Source organism: Blastocatellia bacterium, from assembly GCA_025055075.1.
In the GTDB taxonomy this organism is placed as follows: domain Bacteria; phylum Acidobacteriota; class Blastocatellia; order HR10; family HR10; genus HR10.
In genome coordinates, this window is record JANWYV010000045.1 from 136680 (window position 1) to 160704 (window position 24025).

General features: G+C 61.2%; 20 protein-coding genes and 2 tRNA genes. 10 read left to right on the forward strand and 12 right to left on the reverse strand.

Going from position 1 to position 24025, the window contains the following annotated elements; translation table 11 throughout:
- The first annotated feature begins 6 nt into the window (after positions 1-6).
- The gene (locus tag NZ746_10955; protein ID MCS6817882.1) at positions 7-945 is read left to right on the forward strand and encodes a PfkB family carbohydrate kinase; all 939 of its coding nucleotides are present in this window, start codon (positions 7-9) and stop codon (positions 943-945) included.
- A 33-nt stretch (positions 946-978) separates the two neighbouring features.
- Positions 979-2223: a glycosyltransferase family 4 protein gene (locus NZ746_10960; protein MCS6817883.1), complete on the forward strand. Its 1245-nt coding sequence runs from the start codon at positions 979-981 to the stop codon at positions 2221-2223.
- On the opposite strand, the gene NZ746_10965 is transcribed toward NZ746_10960, so the two are convergent.
- Together NZ746_10965 and NZ746_10970 are read right to left on the reverse strand one after the other, a co-directional pair.
- On the reverse strand, positions 2198-2974 hold the full coding sequence (locus NZ746_10965; GenBank protein ID MCS6817884.1) for a transcriptional regulator: 777 nt from the start codon (positions 2972-2974) through the stop codon (positions 2198-2200). The two genes, NZ746_10960 and NZ746_10965, sit on opposite strands and share 26 nt — an antisense overlap.
- 130 nt (positions 2975-3104) lie before the next feature.
- Positions 3105-3686: a VanZ family protein gene (locus tag NZ746_10970; GenBank protein ID MCS6817885.1), complete on the reverse strand. Its 582-nt coding sequence runs from the start codon at positions 3684-3686 to the stop codon at positions 3105-3107.
- A gap of 429 nt (positions 3687-4115) precedes the next feature.
- Here NZ746_10970 and NZ746_10975 point away from each other — a divergent pair, with 429 nt between their 5' ends.
- A complete protein-coding gene (locus tag NZ746_10975; GenBank protein ID MCS6817886.1) occupies positions 4116-6890 on the forward strand; it encodes a vitamin B12-dependent ribonucleotide reductase in 2775 nt (924 codons plus the stop codon).
- A gap of 306 nt (positions 6891-7196) precedes the next feature.
- Here NZ746_10975 and cmk read toward each other — a convergent pair whose 3' ends face one another.
- Genes cmk through hemW form a run of 3 tightly spaced genes read right to left on the reverse strand, consistent with a single transcriptional unit; the run spans position 7197 to position 10142 of the window.
- The gene (cmk, locus tag NZ746_10980; GenBank protein ID MCS6817887.1) at positions 7197-7901 is read right to left on the reverse strand and encodes a (d)CMP kinase; all 705 of its coding nucleotides are present in this window, start codon (positions 7899-7901) and stop codon (positions 7197-7199) included.
- Between the two features lie 7 nt (positions 7902-7908).
- Complete coding sequence (locus NZ746_10985) at positions 7909-8961, reverse strand: aminotransferase class I/II-fold pyridoxal phosphate-dependent enzyme (GenBank protein ID MCS6817888.1); 1053 nt, start codon at positions 8959-8961, stop codon at positions 7909-7911.
- A 41-nt stretch (positions 8962-9002) separates the two neighbouring features.
- Positions 9003-10142, reverse strand: a complete 1140-nt coding sequence (hemW, locus tag NZ746_10990) for a radical SAM family heme chaperone HemW (GenBank protein MCS6817889.1) — start codon at positions 10140-10142, stop codon at positions 9003-9005.
- A gap of 209 nt (positions 10143-10351) precedes the next feature.
- On the opposite strand from hemW, the gene NZ746_10995 reads away from it, so the two are divergent.
- Genes NZ746_10995 through NZ746_11005 form a run of 3 tightly spaced genes read left to right on the forward strand, consistent with a single transcriptional unit; the run spans position 10352 to position 14042 of the window.
- On the forward strand, positions 10352-12340 hold the full coding sequence (locus NZ746_10995) for a 2-oxoacid:acceptor oxidoreductase subunit alpha (GenBank protein ID MCS6817890.1): 1989 nt from the start codon (positions 10352-10354) through the stop codon (positions 12338-12340).
- Between the two features lie 24 nt (positions 12341-12364).
- On the forward strand, positions 12365-13246 hold the full coding sequence (locus NZ746_11000) for a thiamine pyrophosphate-dependent enzyme (protein MCS6817891.1): 882 nt from the start codon (positions 12365-12367) through the stop codon (positions 13244-13246).
- A 1-nt stretch (position 13247) separates the two neighbouring features.
- Positions 13248-14042 carry an alpha/beta hydrolase gene (locus NZ746_11005; protein ID MCS6817892.1) on the forward strand — a complete coding sequence of 265 codons (795 nt, stop codon included), beginning with the start codon at positions 13248-13250 and terminating at the stop codon, positions 14040-14042.
- Here NZ746_11005 and NZ746_11010 read toward each other — a convergent pair.
- From NZ746_11010 to NZ746_11040, 7 genes are all read right to left on the reverse strand, one after another.
- Positions 14008-14823 carry a glycosyltransferase family 2 protein gene (locus NZ746_11010; GenBank protein ID MCS6817893.1) on the reverse strand — a complete coding sequence of 272 codons (816 nt, stop codon included), beginning with the start codon at positions 14821-14823 and terminating at the stop codon, positions 14008-14010. The two genes, NZ746_11005 and NZ746_11010, sit on opposite strands and share 35 nt — an antisense overlap.
- Before the next feature lie 84 nt (positions 14824-14907).
- Positions 14908-16689 (reverse strand): TolC family protein, encoded by a 1782-nt coding sequence (locus tag NZ746_11015; protein MCS6817894.1) that lies wholly within the window; start codon positions 16687-16689, stop codon positions 14908-14910.
- A 251-nt stretch (positions 16690-16940) separates the two neighbouring features.
- Entirely contained in the window at positions 16941-17810 is an 870-nt protein-coding gene (locus tag NZ746_11020; protein MCS6817895.1) for a deoxyribonuclease IV, read from the reverse strand.
- 262 nt (positions 17811-18072) lie between these two features.
- Positions 18073-18489, reverse strand: coding sequence for a cobalamin B12-binding domain-containing protein (locus NZ746_11025; GenBank protein MCS6817896.1), 417 nt, complete (start codon positions 18487-18489; stop codon positions 18073-18075).
- Between the two features lie 35 nt (positions 18490-18524).
- Positions 18525-20204 (reverse strand): methylmalonyl-CoA mutase family protein, encoded by a 1680-nt coding sequence (locus NZ746_11030; GenBank protein MCS6817897.1) that lies wholly within the window; start codon positions 20202-20204, stop codon positions 18525-18527.
- A 101-nt stretch (positions 20205-20305) separates the two neighbouring features.
- Complete coding sequence (locus tag NZ746_11035; protein ID MCS6817898.1) at positions 20306-21439, reverse strand: hypothetical protein; 1134 nt, start codon at positions 21437-21439, stop codon at positions 20306-20308.
- Positions 21440-21530: 91 nt separating this feature from the next.
- Positions 21531-22745 (reverse strand): right-handed parallel beta-helix repeat-containing protein, encoded by a 1215-nt coding sequence (locus NZ746_11040; protein MCS6817899.1) that lies wholly within the window; start codon positions 22743-22745, stop codon positions 21531-21533.
- 285 nt (positions 22746-23030) lie between these two features.
- Between NZ746_11040 and NZ746_11045 the strand changes: the two genes are divergently transcribed.
- From NZ746_11045 to NZ746_11060, 4 genes are all read left to right on the forward strand, one after another.
- Positions 23031-23108: transfer RNA gene (locus tag NZ746_11045), tRNA-Pro, on the forward strand.
- Positions 23109-23115: 7 nt separating this feature from the next.
- On the forward strand, positions 23116-23391 hold the full coding sequence (locus NZ746_11050; GenBank protein MCS6817900.1) for an acylphosphatase: 276 nt from the start codon (positions 23116-23118) through the stop codon (positions 23389-23391).
- A gap of 33 nt (positions 23392-23424) precedes the next feature.
- Positions 23425-23946 (forward strand): adenine phosphoribosyltransferase, encoded by a 522-nt coding sequence (locus tag NZ746_11055; protein MCS6817901.1) that lies wholly within the window; start codon positions 23425-23427, stop codon positions 23944-23946.
- Between the two features lie 4 nt (positions 23947-23950).
- Positions 23951-24024 (forward strand) — tRNA-Arg (locus NZ746_11060).
- Position 24025: the final 1 nt, after the last annotated feature.

Genomic DNA, 24025 nt, shown 5'->3' on the forward strand with positions numbered 1-24025 from the left:
CGCACTATGCGTGATGATTTCGAACATCGACTCCCCGAGGGCAAACCTTTCGATGCCGTCGGCTTCGGTCTGAATGCGGTGGATTATCTGATCACCGTCCCGCAGTATCCGGCCTTCAATACGAAGGTGCAACTGCGCGAACACGTCGTGCGCCCAGGCGGGCAAGTGGCGACGGCGATGGTCGCCTTGGCACGGTTGGGCTGCCGCACGCGATACATCGGGAAGGTTGGCGATGATGAGTTCGGACGGCTGCAACTGCGTTCGCTCGCCGAAGCCGGCGTAGAACATTCCCACGTGAAGGTCGTCCCGGGCGCTACGAGCCAGTTGGCTTTCATCCTCATTGATGAACAGAGCGGCGAGCGGACGATCATCTGGGGACGTGATCCTCGCTTGGTCATGCGTCCGGAGGAATTGAGTCGCGAAGCGATCACCTCAGGGCGCGTCCTTCACCTGGACGGTCACGATGTCGCCGCCGCCGTTCAAGCCGCCCGATGGGCCCGCGAGGACGGCATCCCCGTCGTCATTGATCTGGACACCTTCTATCCGGGCATCGAGGAATTGCTGCCGCTTGTGGACTACCTCATCACGTCCGCCGAATTCCCGAAGCGATTCCTCGGGATCGCCGAACCGGAAGACGCCCTGCGCACGCTCAAGCAACGATACAGAAATCATTTCGTCGCGATCACGCTCGGCGATCAGGGGGCGATCGCCTATTATCACGGTGTCTTCATCCACTCGCCGGCCTTTCGCATCCCTTGCCGCGACACGACGGGCGCGGGCGATGCCTTTCGCGGCGGCTTCATCTACGGACTCCTGAAGGGCATGAGCGTGACCGAGACGTTGCGCTTCGCCAACGCCGTCGCGGGATTGAACTGCCGAGGCGTGGGCGCTCGCGGCGGCTTGCCGACGCTGGAAGAAGTCGAGGAATTGCTCCGCGCGCAGTGATCGGATGCGCGCCCGTGAAGCGGCGAACGAAAGATGGGGAGCGACGCTCTTCGCCTGGCCATGATCTCGCCGGAATTCCCCGCTCCCCCGACGAGCGGGGGGAAGAAACGGACGTTTCACCTGCTCGATGCCCTCGCTCGTCTCGGAACAGTGGACCTCGTCACGTTCTCCGAACGTCCCGAGGCCGAAGCGTCGCAACTCTTGCGACCAATGTGCCGACGTTTGAACATCGTTCGCTTGCCCGAGCACCCGCGGCGATTTCTTCCGTTCCTCGCTCGAAATCTCCGACGCGTCGCGCGAGGGATCCATCCCTTGATGGATCGCTTCTCCGAGGCTTCCGTGCGCGAGGCCGTGGAACACGGCCTTCGCCATGGGACATACGACGTCGTCGTTCTCGAACACTCTTGGATCGCGCACTACATCCCGATCGTGCGGAACGCGCAACCGCAGGCTCGGATCATCCTCGATTGCCACAACATCGAATCCGACCTTTGGCGTCAGTATTACGAACGTCCGCCCAAATCTTGGTACAAGCCGGCGGCCTATCGTTTCTGGCGATCAGCGCTCGAGCAGGAGCGGACGTATCTCGCGCGCGCGGATCTGGTTTGGGTCGTCTCCGAGACCGATGCCCAGCGCGCACGTGCTCTCGCACCGTCGGCTCACATCCGAGTTCTCCCGAACGGGACCACTCCACTTCCGGAAGATGCCCTCGCTGCGAAGGCAACCGGACCTCCGATCATCGGCTTTCTCGGTTCTTTGAAATACCCACCGAACGAGAGCGGGATGCGGTTCTTCTTGGATCGCATTTGGCCCGCGATTCGAGAAGCCGTGCCCGAAGCGCATTTGATGATCGTCGGACAACCGACCGAGTGGCTCCTGAGACGAGCGCACGCTGACGCGAATCTGCTCGCCGTCGGCGAAGTATCGGACATCACGCCGTACCTCCGACAGTGGGCGCTCATGGTCGTCCCCCTGCTTCATGGTGGGGGGACGCGGATGAAGATCCTCGACGCCTGGGCTCACGGGATCGCCGTCGTCTCCACGAGCAAGGGCGCAGAGGGCATTCGCGCCACGCCGGGCGAGGAGTTATGGATCGCTGATGCTCCGAATGAGTTCGCGCAGGCCGTCATCCACCTGTTGCGCGAGCTCCCCGAACGTCACCGTTTGGCCCGCAACGGATACGAACGTGCCAGATGCGAGTACAGCTGGAACGCCATCGCCGAACGCGCGCGCCATCATGTCGTCTCGTTGGTTACTGGGAACGACGTTTCGCTTTAGAGGAGACGACTCGACGCCGACGAGCTTCGGACGCCTGGCGGTGACGCTCGCCCTCAGAAGACGCCGTCCTCCGGCGCAGGGGGATCGGAGCCGATTCGTGGATGACGTACGAGCAACATGTCCCTCCGCTGGCGATGTGATTGACGCGCGTCACTTCGACGCCGAGCAATTCCCGAAGGAAGGCCAACTCCGTCTGACACGGTTGCGGATAAACGCGCGCGACGTGATAGAGAGCGCAGTTGTGCTCAGTGAGCACATACCCTTTCTCTGTCTTCTGCCAGCGCGCCATGTATCCGTTCTCACTCATGATGCGCGCGATCTCGGCCACGCGCTCTTCGAGCGTCTTCCCTTCAAGGCGCGGCGCATACGCGGCGATCAACCGTTCCTTGCGGCATTCGAACAGCTCGTCCACACGCTCCGCCCCGCCCTCCGCCATAAGACACTCGAGCAGACTCAGGACGAGCTGATGATATCCTTTCGGAAAGAGCCCCTCCGCCTCTTCCGTGAGCTTATAGACATAAGTCGGACGCCCCATCGGGCGACGCTCGATCTCGATCCGCACTAAGTTAGCGTTCTCCAAAGCCGACAAATGACGCCGCACCCCCATCGGGGTAATGTTCAACGCTGCGGCCACTTCATCGACCGTCGCGCGACCGCGCCGCTTGAGCAGATCGAGGATTCGACGTCGCGTCGAATCTTTAACCCATTTGTCCGTTCGCATCTCACTGATCTCGCGCAGCTCGAGCGTCATAGTCTCCCTCTCGACGATTCCTCGCTCCATACCAGCGCGGCGCGCGCTTCGCGCGAGGCTCCTTTTGCAAGGCCTCCGGCACCGTTCGGGGCGTTGGCTCCTTTTCCGATCATGACGGCTTCATTATAGGTCAATTCCACCCGCGCCTTCCACCACACGTGGTCCTTCGCCCCCATATCCACAAGACGACCATAGCCAAAAGCGCGCCGCCGAGATCAATCCCCCAATCGCGGAGCGAACCGGTCCGCAGCGTCGAGAGGCTCTGCCGATATTCATCCACAGCCGCCACGACAGCGACCGGCAAAAGGGCGTGCCCGACATCGCCGGCGCTCTCAACGCCCAATCGTCCGCTCCAGGCGCGGACGAAGAGCGCGGCTAGGATCGCATACTCGATCACGTGAGCGAGCTTGCGGATCCCCAGGTGAAGCGCATCGAGCGTCTCGGGATCTGCCGAAGGAAACATCCAGCGCAGCAGGGGCAGGAGCAACCGCGACGTCTGTGTCGCCGCGAATGCCTCCGACGAGAACCCTAAGACCACGCCCGTCCACAGCAGCGCGGGAAGCCATCGGACCGTGAAGATCCGAAGGACGGACCTCTTCGGCGAAGACGGAGAAGCCCTATGTCTTGGCGCGGGTTTTCGAGCACACGACGTCCGCTCGTCGGCAGCGATCGCCGAACCGTTCGACGAAATGCCTCCTGGCCTTCGACTCATGAGGACCTCCGCTCGCTCATCCTCAGCACACCCGCGAAGACGAAATCCCACCGTCGATGGCTCGTACGCGCGACGTGCCCACAGATGTCTCTTCGACTCCTTGCGCTTGACGTGCGCACGTCTAGTTTGGCAGATTCCCCTGGCCTTGGCAAAGCGGGACGGGGCTTCATCGGCCAGGGGCGGCATTTCCTTGAGGCGGTGGCGCTTAGCGGAGACCACAATATCTTGTGATCTTTTCTCTTGACAAGCCAGCATATTGTGCATACACTAGGGGCCGTCACGCTGGCCAGTGGTTCGACCGGCGCTGCCGCCGTCAACGGGCGAGGAGCACGAGGGAGAGGTTTTTCCCTCCGGAGCCCCGCGCTGGGATGCGAGGAGGCCGGCGAGCCCCAACGTGACAGATAGTCTCAAAGTCAGGAGGAGCGACCTATGCAGAAGCGAGAGGAGATCGGCCAGGTGTCCTTCGGTTACCCAATGCTGATTCGGCGATTCTTCACGCGTCCGGGCGTCCACCCCTTCGACGAAGTCCCATGGGAGCGACGAACAGCGCGCATTCTCGGCAGCGACGGCTCGGTCGTCTTCGAGCAAACGAACGTAGAATTCCCGACCTTTTGGTCGCAATTGGCAACGGACATCGTCGCGCAGAAATATTTTCGCGGACGGCTCGGCTCCCCCGAACGGGAGTCCAGTGTGCGCCAATTGATCGGGCGCGTCGTCAACACGCTCACTGAGTGGGGGATCAAAGACGGATATTTCGCTTCTCCGGAGGTCGCCGAGACCTTTCGCGCCGAGCTGACCTATCTCTTGCTCCATCAAATGGCTTCCTTCAATAGCCCCGTTTGGTTCAATGTTGGCGTCGAGCCGCATCCGCAATGCTCGGCCTGTTTCATCCTCTCCATCGAGGACAACATGGACTCGATCCTGGAGTGGTACAAGACCGAAGGCAAGATCTTCCAAGGCGGATCGGGATCGGGGATTAATCTCTCGAAGCTGCGTTCCTCGAAAGAATATCTCTCCAAAGGTGGGAGGGCATCGGGTCCCGTCTCCTTCATGCGTGGCGCGGATGCCATCGCCGGGACGATTAAAAGTGGCGGGAAGACCCGACGGGCGGCCAAGATGGTCGTCCTCAACGTGGATCATCCCGATATCCTTGAGTTCATTTGGTGCAAGGCGAAAGAAGAACGGAAAGCCTATGCGCTCGCCGAGGCCGGGTATGACATGTCCTCCCTCGATTCCGAAGGCTGGATCTCAATCCAATACCAGAACGCCAACAATTCCGTCCGCGTGACGGATGAATTCATGCGCGCGGTGCTCGAAGATCGCGAATGGCCGTTGCGCGCCGTCACGACGGGAGAAGTCGTGGAAGTGCTGCCCGCGCGAGAGATCCTGCGCCAGATCGCGCAGGCGGCATGGGAGTGCGGTGATCCGGGGATGCAATATGACACGACGATCAACGATTGGCACACTTGCCCCAACAGTGGGCGCATCAATGCCAGCAATCCGTGCTCCGAGTATATGCACCTGGACGACAGCGCCTGCAACCTGGCGTCGCTCAACTTGATGCGCTTCGTCCGTCCGGATGGCGAATTTGACATCGAAGCGTTTCGACACGCCGTTTCGATCATGATCCTGGCGCAGGAGATCATCGTGGGGAATTCGAGCTATCCGACGCCGAAGATCGCGCACAATGCCATCGCCTTTCGACAACTGGGACTCGGATACGCCAATCTCGGTGCTCTCCTCATGTCGCGTGGTCTCCCCTATGATTCCGAAGAGGGGCGCGCATATGCTGCGGCGATCACGGCCTTAATGACCGGGCAAGCTTACCTGACGTCGGCCATGATCGCCGAACACATGGGACCCTTTGCCGGTTTCGCGATCAATCGCGAACCCATGCTGCGGGTCATTCGCAAACATCGCGACAGCTTAGCTCGAATTGATCGGCGGCTGGTCCCACCGGATCTGATGGAGGCGGCCGAGGACGTGTGGGAGGAAGCACTCCGCATGGGCGAGATCTATGGATATCGAAATGCCCAAGTGACCGTGCTCGCTCCGACGGGGACGATCTCGTTCATGATGGATTGCGACACGACGGGGATCGAGCCCGACATCGCCCTGGTCAAGTACAAGAAGCTTGTCGGCGGCGGCGTCATCAAGATCGTCAATCAAACGGTCCCGCGCGCCCTTCGCCGATTGGGCTACGATGAAGGGCAGATCCGCGAGATCATGGCGTATCTCGAAGAGCGCGGGACGATCGAGGGCGCTCCGCATCTCAGGGAGGACCATCTCCCGGTCTTCGATTGCGCCTTTCGTCCCGCCAACGGTCAGCGCTCGATTCACTACATGGGACATGTGCGGATGATGGCCGCTGTACAGCCCTTCTTGAGCGGTGCCATCAGCAAGACGTGCAACCTCCCGCATGACATCACGGTCGAGGAGATCGAGCAGCTCTACATTGACGCTTGGAGGATGGGGCTCAAGGCCATCGCCATTTACCGCGACGGTTCCAAGCGCACGCAGCCGCTCTCGACGAGCAAAGAGGAGAAGGAACGCTCGTCCCCGAACGTCAATGAGGGGAAGACGGCCGAGGCGCTTCCATCGGAGACGTCGCACCGTCCGGTCCGACGCCGATTGCCCGATACCCGTCGAGCGATCACACACCATTTCACGATCACGACGCAAGACGGATCGGTTCACGACGGCTACATCACCGTGGGCATGTATGAGGACGGCAGTCCGGGCGAAATTTTCGTCACCGTCGCCAAGGAAGGGAGCACGATCTCCGGCCTGATGGATGCCTTCGCGACGGCGATCTCCATCGCCCTGCAGTACGGGGTTCCCTTGGAAGTCCTCGTGCGTAAGTTCAGCCACATGCGCTTCGAGCCTTCGGGAGTAACGACCAATCCGGAGATCCGCGTGGCGAAATCGCTCGTGGACTACATCTTCCGGTGGCTGGCTTCGCAGTTCCTGGATACAGCGACGCAAGCGCAACTGGGCGTATTGACGCCTCAGGCGCGAGCGCGACTCGCCGCCGAATCGGAACGATCCGCGACGCTCGAAGGGCGACACGAAGCCCCCATCGCGCGCGACACGTACATCAATCAAGCGGATGCTCCTGTATGTCCAGACTGCGGGGCCATCATGGTGCGGAATGGTTCGTGCTACCGCTGCTTCAACTGTGGCGGGACGACCGGGTGCTCATGAGCGAGGACGGCCCCCGCGCGCTCGACGGCAGTGCTGCGCGCGGGGGATGCTTCTCCCCTTCGATGCACCACTCATGATCCGAGCTATCTTCGCCGCGAGCGCAGGCGCGTAGGTTCCCTTTCGGTTCATCACGTGGTGCTTCTTGTGACAGGCGCAGCGGAGATGGGTTAGGGAAAATCACCGCTTCGACGGTTGTCCTCCGTCTCGGGCATGTGCTCTCGCTGCTCGGCTATGCCGGATGGTTCCTTGTCTACGTCGCCAATCCCGCAACGCGGGTCTTTTCATCGAACGGCGCGCGCGCCTCGCTCATGACTGAGCGGAACGAGACGATGTCCCTTCGGGCAACCGCTGCTGGATGATCTCCAGCATGTGTTCGACGACCTGCTCGACGCTCACGTCGGAGGAATCAAGATAGATGGCATCCTCTGCCCGACGGAGGGGGGAAGCCGAGCGCTCTTGATCCCGACGATCGCGCTCGAGCGTCTCTTGCAGCGTCTCCTCGAACGAGACCGCACGGCCTTGCGCGCGCTCTTGCTCCAATCGCCGCTGCGCGCGCACTTCGGGGCGCGCGTCCAAGAAGAATTTCACATCGGCGTCGGGAAAGACGACCGTCCCCGTATCTCGACCTTCGAGCACAACGCCGCCCTCCCGCCCCATCTCCCGCTGCGCAGCGACGATCGCGCGTCGAACGCCTTCGATCGTCGCAATGACAGAGGCAGCGCGGCTGATCTCCGGAGAGCGGATCGCTTCGGTCACGTCGTGACCATCAATGGTGACGCGCACGTGTTCGGGATCTCCCGAGAGCATAATGCGCGAGGCTTCGGCCAAGCGCGTGAGCGCCTCTGAGTCCTCCAGGGCGATTCCCAATTGAAGGGCCTTCCATGCGAGCGCGCGATACATTGCGCCCGTGTCCATGTAGAGATAGCCGAGCCGTCGGGCCAAGAGCCGTCCCACCGTGCTCTTGCCCGATCCGGCCGGCCCATCTATGGTGATGATCCCTCTCCTCGGCATCGGGGCCCTAGGCCGTCGCTCCAGGAGCCTCTCGAAGGACATCGCGAATGAGGCGAAGCGCCATTAGGCAATCGTCGCGGCTGACCTCGTAATGCGTCACGAAGCGAACGGTCGTCGTATCGAGGCTCCCCACTAAAACCCCTCGCGCTCGAAGTCGCGCGACGAACTCAGCCGCTGTCCAACCCGTTCCCGCCACGTCCACAATGACGATGTTCGTCTGGACCTTCTCGGGATCGAGTGCGAGTCCCGGAAGCTCAGCCAACCCAAAGGCGAGCAAGCGCGCATTCTCATGATCCTCGATGAGGCGGGTGGGCATTTTCTCCAAGGCGATCAATCCGGCGGCGGCGAGCACACCCACTTGCCGCATCCCTCCGCCGAGCATCTTGCGCACGGCGCGCGCTTCTTCGATGAACGCGTGCGAGCCGAGGATGAGCGAACCGACCGGAGCGCCGAGCCCTTTCGAGAGGCACACCATCACGGAATCAAAGGGCTCGGCCAACTCCGCGACCGATCGCCCACAGGCGACGGCCGCATTGAACAGGCGCGCTCCATCCAGATGCACGGGCACGCCGCGCTCATGCGCGCGCGCACAGATCTCACGCGCCACCTCCAGGGGCAGGACCGTCCCTCCTGCCAAATTATGCGTGTTCTCCAAGCAGATCAATCCCGTGGGTGCGCGGTAATACACTGCCGGACTCAATGCCGCCTCGATCGTCGGCCAATCCAGGAGGCCCTCGCGCCCCCGCACAACGCGCGGAAGAGTCCCAGAGATCACGGCCATCGCCGCCATCTCGAAATTGTAGATGTGGCTCTTCTCCTCGAGGATCACCTCCTGTCCGGGACGCGTGTGCACTTTCACGCAAATCTGGTTTCCCATCGTCCCCGAGGGGACGAAGAGCGCCGCTTCTTTCCGAAAGATCTCGGCCGCGCGCTCCTGCAAGCGATTCACCGTCGGATCTTCCAGATAGACATCGTCGCCGACCTCAGCGCGGGCCATCGCCTCGCGCATCTCTGGCGTCGGCCGCGTCACGGTATCGCTTCGAAAATCAATCAGCCGCATCGTCGCCCTCTCTATCGCGTGGGGGATAACTGTACCCGACCTCAGACGAAGACGGCAAACACCTCGTTGGCGAGGACGAATCCTTTTCGCGTGAGGCGAAGGACGCCATCGCTGATCTCGATGAGTCCAGCATCCTCCAAAGGCGCCAGTTGCGCCCCATAGCGTTCGAGCACATCCACGCCGTAGCGTTCCCGAAAGGCGTTCAAATCCACCCCCGCACATCGGCGCAGCCCGAGCATGAGCGCTTCTTCGATCCGCCGCGACTCGGTCATGGGGATCCGGCCCGCGACAGCTTCTCCTCGCTCGCGCATGGCCTCCACATAGGCGCGAGGCGTCGCCAGATTCCATCGTCGCTCTCGAAAATCGTACGAATGGGCGCTGCAACCGAAGCCAAGATACGGCTCGTCGGACCAATATTTGAGATTGTGTCGAGAAGCGAATCCCGGGCGGCAGAAGTTCGAGATCTCGTAGTGCTCGTATCCCTCGGCTTCGGCTCGATCGAGGAACCAATCGTACATTTGAACGGTGAGCGCCTCGTCCGGTTCGACGAGGACGCCGCGCGCCAATTGAGCCGCCAGCGGCGTCTCCTCGTGAACTTCCAACAGGTAGACCGAAATATGCGCCGGCCGCAGCGCGAAGACGTGTTCCATGGTTCGCTTCCAACTCGCCAGATCTTGGCCCGGGATCCCGAGGATCAAGTCCAGGTTCACGTTCTCTATTCCGGCCTCTCGGAGAAGAGCGATGGACTCGACAACGTGTTCCACTGTATGGTGACGCCCGAGCACCCGCAATTCGTCTTCGGAGAAGGTCTGCGCGCCGAGGCTCACGCGATTCACGCCCAGTTGACGGAGCGCCCGCGCCTTCTGCGCCGTGAGCGTCCCCGGGTTCGCTTCAATGGTGATCTCGGCGCCGGTATGGACGAGGAAGCTTCGGCGCAGAGTCCAAAGCAGATCGCCGAGCCTCTCCGGGTCAAGCAACGAGGGCGTCCCGCCGCCAAAATAAATCGTATCCACGAACGCCTCCTCACCAGCCAACAAAGCGCTCGTTCGCCCGATCTCTTGCTTCAGCGCGGCCAGGTAAGCGGCGATCAGCGACTCCGGATACACGCCGGAGTCGAAGTCGCAATACGAGCACTTGTATGGGCAAAACGGAATGTGCACGTAAATGCCCCATCGCGCCATACGCGCTAGTATATCACGATCCCTCGCCCCGGAGGGGGCGTCGGGCGATCCCCGGCGCCTTTGGCTTGACGGTCAGGGACCATGGACCTATCATTGTGGTTTGATTGTGGAGCGAGGTGAGGTGAAGAAGGTCATGTCCCGGCTATCGGGAAATTGCAAGACCTGCCATCCCGACAGCTCTCATCATCTTTGAACGAGGAGAGGACACCATGCGAGAAGTCACCGTCGGCATTGGCGGAGCGGCTGGCGATGGCCTGGATAAGACGGGTGATACGCTGGCTAAGACGGCCGCTCGATTAGGCCTGTACGTCTATGCCTACAACAGCTACCAATCTGTCATTCGCGGCGGGCACATTTGGTTGCGCGTTCGGATCGGGGAGAAGAAGCTGACCTCTCATGGAGATCACGTGAACGTCCTCATTGCCCTGAATCAGGATTCGATCGAGCGACATGCCCGCGAGGTCGAGTCCGGTGGAGCGATCATCTACAACTCCGACAAGCTGAAGCTCGATCCGACGTTGCTGCGAGACAACGTATTGCCGGTTCCGCTGCCGGTCTCCACGATCACGAAGCCGTTTGGAAAGGTCCCGCCGGTCATGCAGAACACGGTGGCACTCGGCGCTTTGCTCTTTCTGATCGGATTGGACTTCGAGACGGCGGCGAGTGTGCTCACCGATACGTTCAAGCATAAGGGACAAGCCGTCATTGATCAGAACGTCGCCATTGCGCGAGCGGGATATGACTACGCGAAGGAGCACTTCGTCCCGCTCGGCTACACGTGGACATTCACCCATGTGCGTCGGCCCTTCATCACGGGGAATGAGGCCTTCGCCATCGGGGCGGTGACGGCCGGGTGCAAGTTCTATTCGGCTTACCCGATGACGCCGGCCTCCTCGATCCTCCACTGGATGGCTGCTCACGCTGAGCGCTGCGGCATCGTCGTCAAGCAGTGCGAGGATGAGTTGGCCGTCGTGAACATGGCCATTGGGGCCGGATACGCTGGCGTTCGCGCCATGTGCGGGACATCGGGCGGCGGCTTCGCCTTGATGACGGAGGCGATCGGACAAGCGGGGATGATCGAAGCCCCCGTCGTCGTCATCGAGGTGCAGCGCGGAGGGCCTTCGACGGGCTTGCCGACGAAGACTGAGCAGGGCGATCTCAATCAGGTCTTCGGCGCCTCGCAAGGCGATTATCCCCGCGTCATCATCGCCCCTGGAGATGTGGCGGACTGCTTCGCGGCAGCGGTCGAGGCGTTCAACCTCGCCGAGAAGTATCAGCTGCCCGTGATCCTCATGAGCGATCTGTTACTCAGCGAGCATCCGGAGACGATCGAGCCCGACGCTCTGCGCTACGATGTCCCCATTGAGCGCGGGGAGTTGGTGACCGAGTGGGACGAATCCCAAGGGAAGTACAAGCGCTACGCCTTCACCCGCTCGGGCGTCTCTCCGCGCGCCCTCCCAGGGACCGAAGGCGCCGCTCACGTCGCGGCCACCGATGATCACGATGAGGAGGGGATCCTCATCAGCGACGTCTTCACCTGTCCTCCGGTGCGACGCAAGATTCACGAGAAGCGGATGCGCAAGCTCGAGGCCGTTCTTCGCGAGCTTCCTCCGCCTACGCTCGAAGGACCGGAGGACGCGGAGGTGACGTTGATCGGGTGGGGCTCCACCAAGGGCGTCATTCGCGAGGCCATAGAGAAGCTCGCCCAGGAGGGGATCCGCGCGAATCACTTGCACATCAAATACCTCTTCCCCTTCCACGCGCGCGAAGTGGCTGAGATCTTGCGACGCTGCCGGAAGACGATCTGCGTCGAGGCGAATTACAGCGGACAGTTCGCGCGCTACCTCCGGGCGGAGACGGGCATCTCCGTGGATGCCCACATTCGCAAATACGACGGCGAGCCCTTCGAGCCTCGATATATCGTCGAGCGGGTGAAGGCGATCCTCGAAGGAGCATCACACACGCTCGACGTCACCGAAGACGAAGCGCGCGAGATCGCGTATCACTATATCCGCACCCATCTCGATGACGATGCCCGTCCTGGACGCATCTCCCGCCTCGAGCGCGATGGGTTCGAGGAACCCATTTGGGATGTGGAGATCATCTCGCGCGAGACGGGGCAAACGCGCGGGCGATTGTTCATCGGCGTCGAGACGGGCTCGACGTATCATTGGCAACCAGCGGAATTGGTGTCCTGAAGGAGGACAAGGAGAAGGAGGACTATGGCGACTGTCATCGAGCTTCCAATTGAAGTTTACGCCGGACCGGTTGATCCCGATTGGTGCCCGGGATGCGGCGACTTCGGCGTCCTGAAGGCCGTGAAGATGGCAGCCGGAAAGCTCGGCATCAAGCCGAAGGACCTGGTGATCATCTCTGGCATCGGCTGCTCCTCGAACCTGCCGGGCTTCATTCACGCCTATGGCGTCCACAGCCTGCACGGGCGCGCTGTCGCCGTGGCCCAAGGCATTAAGCTCGCCAATCACGATCTGCACGTCGTCGTCACTGGCGGTGATGGAGATGGCTACGGCATCGGCATCGGGCATTTCATCCATGCCATGCGCCGGAACATTGACATCACCTACGTTGTGATGAACAACCAGATCTACGGCCTCACCACGGGGCAAGCGTCACCGACGACGATGAAGGATGTGCGCACGAAATCCACCCCCCGCGGGAACGCTGAGCCGCCGATCAATCCCATCGCATTGGCGCTCGTTTCTGGAGCGACCTACGTCGCGCGGGGGTTCTCGGGTGAGCCCGAACACCTGGCGCAATTGATCGCCGGGGGGATCGCCCATCGTGGGTTCGCGCTCATAGACGTCTTCAGCCCGTGCGTGACCTACAACAAGGTCAACACCTACCCGTGGTTCAAACAACGCATCTATAAGCTCGAAGAAGAGCCCGGATACGATCCGTCTGATGTCATGGCGGCGCTGCAGCGGTCCTTCGAATGGGGCGATCGCATCCCCATCGGTCTCTTCTATCGAGACGAACAACCGATCTATGAAGACAGCGAACCGGCCTTGCGAAAAGGGCCGCTGGTGCACCATCCCCTGAGACCGGAGCGCGCTGTCTTCGAGGAGTTGATCGAAGAGTTGATGTAGCGTGCCGACGGTCCTGGCCAACGGCGTTCGGCTGTACTACGAGACGCACGGGACTGGGGCGCCGCTATTGCTCATCGCTGGGCTCGGCGTTGGACACTGGATCTGGTACAAGCAAATCCCGGCGTTCTCCCCCCATTTTCACACGATCGTCTTCGATAACCGCGGGATCGGGGCCTCGGAACTGGGAGAGGCCCCCTTCACCATACGCACGCTCGCCGAGGACGCGGCTGCGCTGCTCGCCGCGCTTGGGATCGAACGCGCTCATGTCCTCGGCGCTTCGATGGGGGGATTCATCGCGCAAGAACTGGCCTTGGCTTATCCGTCGCTCGTCGAGCGACTCGTCCTCGTAAGCACGAGCTTTGGGGGACCGAACCACATCTCCGCTCCCCCCGAGCTCATCCAAGCGTTTCTCTCGCCGGAAGGGTTGAACACGGAAGAACGCGTGCGCGCTGGCCTGCCCATCGTCTTCACGACGCGCTTCCTGGCTGAACATCCCGAGGAGGTCGAAGATCTCGTGCAGCGTCGGCTGGCCCATCCGATCGCCGAGCAAACGTTCCTCGCCCAAATTCAGGCCATCATGGCGTTCAACGCCGAGGATCGCGTCTCCGCTATTCGAGCGCCGACACTTCTCCTCACGGGGGATGCTGACCTCTTGATCCCGCCGCAGAATTCACGGAATCTCGCGGCGCGGATTCCCAATGCCCAACTGCACATCATCGAAGGCGCCGGACATGCCGTCTTCATCGAACGGGCCGATGCCTTCAACCGCGCTGTCCTGGAATTTCTGCGCTCGTGAAGTCTCTGCCGACGGGCGGCTGCCCCCATCCTTCGGGAAAGTGCACGCGTTCCCACAGCTTGGCATTCTTGAGGAAGACGTAGTAGGCGGCAAAGCCTGAGATCACGAGTCCGGGGATCCCATCGCGAAATCCCTGTCGGAGCACATAGCTTCGCAGGAAGGCCAATAACGGTCGCAGGCACAAGGCGAACCACCCGGCGCGCTTCCCCCGAGCGAAAGCTTCCTCTGCGGCGAGCGTCGTATAGCGATTCAAGACCTCGTGATGCTCGCTCAAGCTGCGCCGCGTCAGGTGCCAGAGTTCGCCCTCCAGCGTCCCTACACTTCCTTCGACGCGCACGGATTCATGGACGTAATCACCGACCCATCGCGCCCGATCGCGACGATAGAGGCGGAGTTGATAATCCGGATACCAACCGCTGTGCCGAATCCAGCGCCCGAGATACCACGCGCGGCGCGCGACGCGATACCCATCATGTCGTGGACCTTCACGCTTCAGGCGCTCGATCGAGCGCCGCAATGCTGGTGAAACGCGCTCATCGGCATCGAGCGAAAAAATCCATTCGTGCGTGGCCTGCTGATCGGCGAAAGTCTTCTGCGCGGCATAGCCCGACCACGGGCGCACGAAGACGCGGTCCGTGTACTGTCGAGCGATCTCCGCCGTGCGATCTGTGCTGCGGGCATCCACGACGACGATGATCTCATCGGCCCACGCGACGGACGCGAGCGCGTCGCCGATGCGATCCTCCTCATTGCCGGCGATGAGCGTGGCCGAGATCTTCATATACGGGTAGAGAGCGAGCGTCGGCCTCCGCGCGAGGAGATGCGCGGGAGGCCCCGCGTCACGCAGCGAGGCCTCCGAGAGCCGTCACTTGCCCGATTGTGCGGAGATTTTGATATTGTACGCGTCCAGCGTCGTGGACATCACGCGCTGGAGATTGGCGATCGCCTTGTTGTAATTGACCAGCGCTTGCAGCTCCTGCGCTCGCGCGGCGGCCAGGAAGTTCTGAAATTGCAGGACGAAGAACGTCGTCGAGAGTCCAGCCTCGAATTTCTTTTGCTCGCCCTCCAGCTGGCGCTCGCGCGCGATCCGCTCCGCGCGCGCGGCCTCGATGTTCTGGCGGGCGACTTCTACCTGCTGCAGCGCATTCCGAACCTCGACGCTGATCTGCTGGAGCAACTGCCGCTCCTGAAAATCGAGGCTGCGCTGCTGCGCCAGCGCCGCGCCAAAATTTCCCTCGGCCGTCCGATTCCGCAAGGGGAAGCTGAACGAGAGACCAAAGCTGTAGGAGCGGAAATCATTCGAGAACGCCGTGCGCAAGGCCTTCGCGGGTCCACCGATGAAGCGCGGAGGTACATCGCGCGGCACGCGCTCCAAAATAGGATCTCCGGTATCCGGATCCGTGATCGGATTCCCCTCCTCGTCCACTTTGATGCGCGTTACCATCGTCGGTGTGCCCGCCAAGCCCGAACTCCCATACGTCGCCACGAGATCAATCTGCGGTCGCATCTGGTTCCGGAGGTACTTCAGGTCGATCTCATTTTGCGCCCTCCGAAAGCGCAACTGCTCCAGCTCAGGGCGATTCATCATCGCCACCCGCAACGCGCTCTCGAAATCCACGGCTGGCGGCAGGAAGTCGATGCTCTCGGTCGGGACGATGTTGGCCGACCACTCCGGCGAGTTGGGATCGCCGAGGATCAAATTCTTGAGCGCGTTCTCGGCGACGGTGACTTGCCCGATGGCCGCCGTCACCTCCTGTGTTCGGCGTTGCACCTCAGCCTCGGACTGCGCCAGCTCGATCGGCGCGAGGGTCCCCGCTTGCACTTGCCGCCGATTGTTCTCCAGATTCGCCTTCGCCAGCTCGAGCGACTGCTGCGCGATCTCCACGTTACGGATGGCGAAGACGAGATCCCAATAGGCGTTCTGCACCTGCGTGATGATCTCGATCACGCGCTGCCGGAATTGACTATCGGAGAGATCGAGCGCCCGCTTCGCGATCTCGATCTGCCGCCGCGTTTGATCCATGCGGAAATTCCGGAACAACGGCTGGCGCAGCTCGAACTGCACGGTGCTCACAAAAGACGGATTAAAGGCGACCGCTGAATCGCGACTCTCGATGCCCAAGAAACGCGAGACGAAGACTTGATCGGTCGTCTGTCGGGTGTTCAAGATCTGAAAGCGCCACGTCCCGCCAGTCGGCAACAGTTGCTGCAACGAGAGGTTATAGTTGAGCTGCCGATTGGTGAAGGCCGGATTATCCGCGCCCGTGGTGAAGGAGCTGGTGCTCGGGCGCGTCGCCGTCGTCCCCGTCGTGTCAAAGCTGAAGAGAATGTCATAGGCGCCACGCGCCGCTAGAAGGCTCTGTTCGCTCGATTGCACGCTCATGCGCTCGATTTGAATCTGATTGTTGTTCTCCAGAGCCTTCAAGATCGCGTCGTGCAAGGAGAGATAAAGGAGCTGATCCGGATTCACGCCCACGCGCGGCACGCGAAGCGGTTTCACCCGTTCCAGAATGACTTGAGGTCGAGTCGTCTCCTGATGTCCCGACGATGCCGGCGGCTGCTGCGCCCACGTCAGCCGCAGAGCTCCCATCATCAGGGTCAGGATCCCGACCCCAGCAAGCAGCCCATCGAACATTCGTCTCTTCATACGCCTTCCCCCTTCCTTATCGTCACGCCAGAAACTACGCTCGAAGGAGCGATGGAGTTTCATCGGGATCGCCCTGCGAAGAACGAGGTCGCGCCCCTTCGGCACGAAGAGACGTCGTCCATCGAATGCCGAAGGGGAAATGAAGGATCGCCATGTGCCGCTTTCGCCTCACGCTATCCCATCAGCTTGAGCGCTCGCCGTGCTCGCACCTTCCTCACCGTCCATCGAATTCGCGCGATAGCCTAGCATATTCATCCATTGGAAGCAACCCAGGCACGAACGCGCGCCAGATTCCGGCGATCATCCTCCAACGTCTTCCTCGGCGTTTCGAGGATGAGCGGACGTCCTCGGAAAGCCACATTCGCGAGGAGGCGACGGAAGGCCTCCGCGCCGAGATTTCCCTCACCGACATGCCAATGCCGATCCACGCGCCCACCGCGCGCCACGCGCGTATCGTTGAGATGCAAGAGGCGCACGTGCTCTAAGCCCACCGTCGCCCGCAACCGGGCCAGCGTTTCAGCGAATCCCGCTTCAGTCGCCAGATCGTATCCGGCGGCGAACGCATGCGCCGTATCCAAACAGATGCCGACCGGGATCCCCTCCAACTCATCGAGAAGCGCCGCCAGATGCTCGAACCGCCACCCGATCTGATGCCCCTGACCGGCCGTGTTCTCCAGCAGAATAGTGAGCGAATCCAGGGTCATGCCGCGCACCGCTCGCCGGAGGGCGCGGGCGCACGCGCGAATCCCTTCTTCCGGGGAGCAACCGGGAGCGCTTCCGGGATGAAGGACGAGATACTCGGCGCCCAACTGCACCGCGCGCTGAATCTCTTGCCGAAGAGCGCCAATGGATCGCTCTCTTATTTCCGGATTCGCTGCCGCGAGGTTGAGAAGATACGGAGCGTGAATGATGACGGGATCCAGCCCGAGTCGCTCGCGCTCGCGACGAAAAGCAGCAACCTCATCGGCATCGAGCGCGCGCACCGTCCACGCGCGGGGATTACGCGAGAAGAGTTGTACGGTTTGACATCCCAGCTCGGCCGCCTCCCTCAGCGCGTGGGCCAATTCTCCGGAGATCGAGGCGTGAATGCCGATGCGGCTATCGCCCTCGGATGCCGACACGTCTCATCGCTCCCTGGGAGATCTTCTCGTCTCTTGCGATGGCCGATCCTCGGCGCACGATGAGCGCGAGAGTCACGTCGGCACGCCAAGCCGAGGAAAAACGTACCGCATGAGGAGCACATAGCCAAGAGCGAGAAGCACAATCGTCAGGACATCCATCATCGCCGTTCTCCCTTCGAAGGAGCGAAAGCTCGCTTCCTCAGACATGGAGGCGCTTCGGTGACGGAACGCTTGTGGACGCACAGACCTTCCGCGAGCACGTTCACTCCGATGTCCCGAGCGGTCGCTTCACGATCTGTCGCACTGCCTGTACGATCTGTTCCAACAGCGTCCCCGGCAAGAAGACCTCGGCCACGCCCAATGCCTTCAGCTTCGGGATGTCTTCTTGCGGAATGATCCCGCCGACGAAGACGACGACATCCGTGAGGCCTTTCTCCCGCACCAACTCCATCACGCGGGGAACAAGCGTCATGTGCGCTCCAGAGAGAATGGAAAGACCAATGACGTCCACGTCTTCTTGAAGCGCCGCCGTGACGATCTGCTCCGGCGTTTGCCGAAGTCCCGTGTAGATCACCTCCATGCCCGCATCGCGCAAGGCCCGCGCGACGACTTTCGCGCCTCGATCATGTCCGTCCAAGCCGGGTTTCGCGATCAGCACGCGAATCTTTCGTTCGCCCATAACTCCCCACAGGGCCGCTCCCAAAGGCCCCCCGATCAGAACGGCGGCTCTTGATACTCGCCGAAGACCTCCTTCAAGGCGTCGCAGATCTCCCCGAGCGTCGCATAGGCGCGCACGCACTCGAGGATATACGGCATCGTGTTCTCGGTACCACGCGCGGCTTCCTTCAACGCCTCCAACGTGCGCTGCACCCTCGCGTTGTCGCGTCGCGCGCGCAGGCGCCGCAGCCGCTCCCTCTGGATCTCCGCGACCGATTCGTCAATATAGAGGATGGGGACCTCGATCGGTTCTTTCTCCAGGACATATTCGTTGACGCCAACGATAATCTTCTCGCGCCGATCTACAGCCTGCTGGTAGCGATAAGCCGCCTCCTGAATCTCCTTCTGAGGGAAGCCGCGCTCGATGGCGGCGATCATCCCTCCCATCGCGTCAATCTTCTCGAAGTATTCGTAGCAACCGCGCTCCATCTCGCTGGTCAACGCCTCGACGAAATAGCTTCCGCCCAAGGGATCCACCGTGTTCACGACGCCCGATTCGTGCGCGATGATCTGTTGCGTGCGGACCGCGAGCATGGCCGCGAATTCCGTCGGCAAGGCGAGCGCCTCGTCCAACGCGTTCGTGTGCAGGCTCTGCGTCCCGCCGAGCACAGCCGCGAGCGCCTGAATCGTCGTGCGCACGATGTTGTTGTAGGGCTGCTGCGCCGTCAGACTACATCCGGCCGTCTGCGTGTGGAAGCGACACATCCAGGAGCGCGGATCGCGTGCGCCGAACCGTTCCCGCATCACGCGCGCCCAGACCTTTCGCGCCGCTCGGAACTTCGCGATCTCCTCGAAGAAATCATTATGGCAATTGAAGAAGAACGAGAGGCGTGGGGCGAACGCATCCACATCCAGACCGGCGCGCACGCACCACTCCACATACTCGATCCCATTCCGCAGGGTGAACGCCAGCTCCTGTAAGGCCGTCGCCCCCGCCTCGCGAATGTGATAGCCCGAGATCGAGATGGGATGCCAACGCGGTACCTCCTGCGTACAAAAGGCGATCGTGTCCACGATCAAGCGCATCGAGGGCTCCGGAGGATATATCCACTCCTTTTGCGCGATGTATTCCTTCAGGATGTCGTTTTGAATCGTCCCGGAGATCTTCTTCCAATCGGCTCCCTGCTTCTCAGCGACCACCAGATACATGGCGAAGATGACGGCCGCCGGCGCGTTGATCGTCATCGAAGTCGTGACTTCTTCCAACGGGATGCCCTCGAAGAGAACTTCCATGTCTTCGAGACTGGAGATGGCCACTCCGCACTTCCCCACCTCCCCTTCTGAGAGCGGATGATCCGAATCCAATCCCATGAGCGTCGGCAAATCGAACGCGACCGACAATCCCGTCTGTCCTTGCTCCAGGAGATATTTGAAGCGCTTGTTCGTGTCGAAGGCCGTACCGAAGCCAGCGAACTGCCGCACCGTCCATAGCTTTCCTCGATACATCGTCGGATGAATGCCGCGCGTGAACGGATACTCGCCGGGAAAACCGATGTCGCGCTCGAAATCAAGGTGTTGAATGTCCAGAGGGGTGTACAAGCGCTTGATCGGTCTCAGTGACGTCGTCGTGAATTCCGCGGCCCGCTCCGGCAAGCGCGCGAGGGTTGGCTGAAGCGTTTGTTGCTCCCATCGGTTGAGGGCTTCTTCCAAGTGGCTCGTCGCCTCTTTTGTCGCCATACGTCCCCCTCCGTCATGACTCGGAGTGTAAATGGTAGGGCAGTGCCGAGGAATGTGTCAAACGCTGGGCCGAATCACGCTCCTTGTGCCCACCTCATGGATCAGGAGGACGACTCGCGATCGGGAAGCTCACCAACGAATGACTTCCACCAGGCGAGTGCTCCGAAGAACAGGAAGCTCACTCCATAATCGGCCAGATGCACGTCGAGCTGCCCAGCTCGAAGCGTCGCGAGGATCAAGCCACAGGCGATAGGGAAGGCGAGCACCCGCGCACTCTCCCGGAAGAAACCAATCACGTCTGTGCTCGCGCGAGAGCGGATGAACGCATATCCCCATGCCGCGAGCAGAACAAAGAGGCTCACATGGGGGAAGGCTTCATCGAACCGAGCGAATTTGTTCTGTTCCAGGAATGGAGCGACGCCATGTGGGGCGTGCCGCGCGAAGGGCAAGACAATGCCGCTGAAGGTCCCCAGGACGAGTCCCATGAGTCCGAGCGCCATCTTCCCTCCGACCTCTCGCCGAAGGAGCGCGAAGAGCAGTGGCAGAAGGAGCAGAAAGTGCACCCGCCAGGCCAATCCAAGCCCCAGAAGAGGAGCTGCCGCCCATTTCCACCTTTCGGGAGCACCAATTAGAAGCCAGGAGAAGACAAGAACGGCAATGCTATTGGCGGGAAGGTCGCCGCCGGTGATGATCTGTTGCAAGAGCACCGGCGAGAACGCGAGAAGACTCCAGAGGAGAAGAAGCGCCTGCCGGCCTTCGCGCAAGATTTGGTGGGCGAGGAAGAAAAAGATGGCGAGCCAGAAGAAGTTTTGATAAGCGCTGTTTCCCAGCAGGACGAAGGGGAGCGAGAGGAACAAGCCTCCTGGAAGCGGAGCGATCGGATTCCCCAAATAGGTCGTGACGTGATACGGACAGCGCCCATGGAGCAACTCACCGACGCCGAGATTCAACGCATCATCCCGATCGCTCCCCCCCCCTATGATCCCCGAGTCAGCCAAAGGATAGAGCACCAAGAACGCCAGCAAGAGCACCGATCCCGTCGCAGCAGCGAATCCATGGATCCAGCGCTCCGGTAGCTTGCCTCCCCATCTGTGAAGAAATCCAGACGCGAGGCCCCAAAAGCCGAAGACCGAGAGAACATAAAGGAGCAGCCCCCATGTTCCCCCATACTTCTGCACCTGACCGAGGGACGGCCCAGCGAAGATGAGCGCCAGAGCAAGAGCCGTTCGTTTCACATCCCTCTAACGGGTCATCATCCTCCGACGAAGCCGCCTCCCGTTGCATCGGAGGGTGCTCCCTCTCCATCGTCAACAAGGGAAGGATGCCTCAGGCTCCTGCGAGCCGATTGGGCGCTGTTCGGATAGGACACGTTCTCACCGATCCGCCTCCAGAGGCCGAGCAGTCCACGCCATGGGCGTTAATGGGTAAGCCCGTTCCTCCTCCGGCCGGTCCGGCGCAGTTCGATCCCGTCGCTTCGGGACACGTCGTATTGCCCGGAGCAGGATTCTCGGCTGAGTCCGGTCCCGTACTCGCTCCCCAATAATTGTTCCGCGCATCCAGCGTATAGGTCCCCGTGACGAAGCTGAGTCCTTCGGCCCCTGCCGCCCGACAAGCGCCCAAGCTCGTGCACGTGATGTTGTTATCGTTGATCACCGGCGGGGTCCCGCTTGTCGCCACCGTCGTATCCACGGCGATCCCGATCCGATTATCCTGAAGATGGTTGGCCAGGATCTTACTCCCGGGCGCTCCATCCACGATGATCCCTGTGCCGAAGTTCAGGATCGTATTGCGCTGTACAACGACTCCATTGCTGCCCGGATTGAGGAGGATGCCAACGGCCCCTAGTCCAAGGTCTCCTCCATCCAGGACGTTTCGCTCGATGATGACCGAGCTTCCCGGCGGAATATCCGACACGATGATCCCGGCCGTCACATCGCTGCCGATGCGATTTCCTCGTACGATCGCTTGGAGAGGCGAAGTGCTCCGGCCATCGATGAGAATAGCAGCGCTCACCAATTGATTCGTGATTTGGTTCCCTTGGATGAGGAATGGTCCCCCGGATTCATTCATCAAGGCGATGCCGGAGAAGAGCGCCGACTGATTACGCCCAATCAGCCGGCAATTGCGCACTGTCAGGGGAATCCCACTCTCCCCAGAGAGGATGCCGTAGCACCCGGATGGAACCTCGATGTTCAACCCGACGATTTGAACGTGGCCTCGTCGCCCCCGTGCGTCGATTACCGCTTGATTGGGCGGGCACGTCCCCACCGAGATGACTGCAGGAATGCCACCATTTACCCTCCCAAGGAGAGTGATCCCACCGGGGGCCAGAGCGAGACTCACGGCGCCTTCGACTCTCCCTGCAATGAGCAACGTATCCCCATTTCGGGATTGCGCCAGTGCCTCATTCACCGTCGGATACGTTCGCCGCAGCCGAGGATTGTAGACGCTCCCTGTCCCCTGCGTGAAGACGAGAGCTGGAAGCACGAATCCTCCGAGAATCCCGATCGTGAGAAACCACTGAAACGCACGTGACCGCATGATCATCCACCTCCTTTCCGAAAAGATCCCCTCGCTCTCTCACGAGCCGCCCGCATGCGCAGACCGCCTGAGAGTTCGCTCGAACTGGCTCTCGAATTGCGGACGAAAGCCCCGCCTCGAGGACGACTTATCAAAGAACGCGCGTGATCATCGCTAGGGCGAGTATAGCCGAAGCGAAAAGCTTCGTCAAGCTGAGGCTGAGCTCCTCTCATCCCCAGCCTCCAAGGTCGCCGAGGCGTGGTTGACAATTCGCAGGGATGAGGCATATGATTTTGAATCTGCTTTCGGGGCGTAGCTCAGCCTGGTGAGAGCGCACGGTTCGGGACCGTGAGGTCGGTGGTTCAAATCCACTCGCCCCGACCAGTTTCTTATGCACATCGCGCGCCGCTTTTTGATCAGTGGGATTGTGCAAGGTGTGGGCTATCGGTATTTCGCCCTTCGGGCGGCGGAACGCCATGGAATCGTGGGCTATGCGCGCAATTTGCCGGATGGGCGCGTGGAGGTCGTCGCCGAGGGCGATCCCGAAGCCATGGAGGCCTTCAAGCGCGAGTTGCACCGCGGCCCAGCAGCGGCTCGCGTGACGCATATCGCCGAAGAGATCTTGGAGCCGACGGGCCGCTATCGCCATTTCGGCATCGCATATTGAGAAGGCCTCTTCATGACCGGAGGAGCGACGTGCATGGAAAAACTCAAACGTTTGATTCGAGAGATTCCGGATTTCCCCAAGCCAGGCATCCTCTTTTACGACATCACGACGCTTTTGAAAGATCCGGAGGGATTCCGCACGACTGTGGATCTGCTCTCGGAAGCGTTCGCGGGCGAACGCGTGGATCGCGTCGTCGGGATCGAGGCGCGCGGCTTCATCTTCGCCCCAGCCCTGGCCTATAAGCTCGGGGCCGGTTTCATCCCCATGCGCAAGTCGAACAAGCTTCCGGCTCCTACGGAGAGCGTGACCTACACGCTCGAATACGGGACCGACCGTTTGGAGATTCACAAGGATGCCATCGAGCCGGGACATCGCGTCCTGATCATTGACGATCTTCTGGCGACGGGAGGGACGGCGAAAGCAGCGATCGAGCTGGTGGAAAAGCTCGGCGGTCAGGTCATCGGCGTGGGATTCGTCATCGAGTTGGAGTTCCTCAAAGGGCGCGAGCGTTTGGCTGGCTATCGCGTCGTCTCCCTGCTAAAATACCCGTCCTGATGATGCTCCCGTAGCTCAGTTGGATAGAGCGAGCGCCTCCTAAGCGCTAGGCCGCAGGTTCGATTCCTGCCGGGAGCAC

Coding starts and splice junctions, on each gene's coding strand:
- NZ746_10955 (MCS6817882.1), top strand. CDS start 7: ATGCGTGATGATTTCGAACATCGACTCCCCGAGGGCAAACCTTTCGAT.
- NZ746_10960 (MCS6817883.1), top strand. CDS start 979: ATGGGGAGCGACGCTCTTCGCCTGGCCATGATCTCGCCGGAATTCCCC.
- NZ746_10965 (MCS6817884.1), bottom strand. CDS start 2,974: ATGACGCTCGAGCTGCGCGAGATCAGTGAGATGCGAACGGACAAATGG.
- NZ746_10970 (MCS6817885.1), bottom strand. CDS start 3,686: ATGAGTCGAAGGCCAGGAGGCATTTCGTCGAACGGTTCGGCGATCGCT.
- NZ746_10975 (MCS6817886.1), top strand. CDS start 4,116: ATGCAGAAGCGAGAGGAGATCGGCCAGGTGTCCTTCGGTTACCCAATG.
- cmk (MCS6817887.1), bottom strand. CDS start 7,901: ATGCCGAGGAGAGGGATCATCACCATAGATGGGCCGGCCGGATCGGGC.
- NZ746_10985 (MCS6817888.1), bottom strand. CDS start 8,961: ATGCGGCTGATTGATTTTCGAAGCGATACCGTGACGCGGCCGACGCCA.
- hemW (MCS6817889.1), bottom strand. CDS start 10,142: ATGGCGCGATGGGGCATTTACGTGCACATTCCGTTTTGCCCATACAAG.
- NZ746_10995 (MCS6817890.1), top strand. CDS start 10,352: ATGCGAGAAGTCACCGTCGGCATTGGCGGAGCGGCTGGCGATGGCCTG.
- NZ746_11000 (MCS6817891.1), top strand. CDS start 12,365: ATGGCGACTGTCATCGAGCTTCCAATTGAAGTTTACGCCGGACCGGTT.
- NZ746_11010 (MCS6817893.1), bottom strand. CDS start 14,823: ATGAAGATCTCGGCCACGCTCATCGCCGGCAATGAGGAGGATCGCATC.
- NZ746_11015 (MCS6817894.1), bottom strand. CDS start 16,689: ATGAAGAGACGAATGTTCGATGGGCTGCTTGCTGGGGTCGGGATCCTG.
- NZ746_11025 (MCS6817896.1), bottom strand. CDS start 18,489: ATGGGCGAACGAAAGATTCGCGTGCTGATCGCGAAACCCGGCTTGGAC.
- NZ746_11030 (MCS6817897.1), bottom strand. CDS start 20,204: ATGGCGACAAAAGAGGCGACGAGCCACTTGGAAGAAGCCCTCAACCGA.
- NZ746_11040 (MCS6817899.1), bottom strand. CDS start 22,745: ATGCGGTCACGTGCGTTTCAGTGGTTTCTCACGATCGGGATTCTCGGA.
- NZ746_11050 (MCS6817900.1), top strand. CDS start 23,116: ATGCACATCGCGCGCCGCTTTTTGATCAGTGGGATTGTGCAAGGTGTG.
- NZ746_11055 (MCS6817901.1), top strand. CDS start 23,425: ATGGAAAAACTCAAACGTTTGATTCGAGAGATTCCGGATTTCCCCAAG.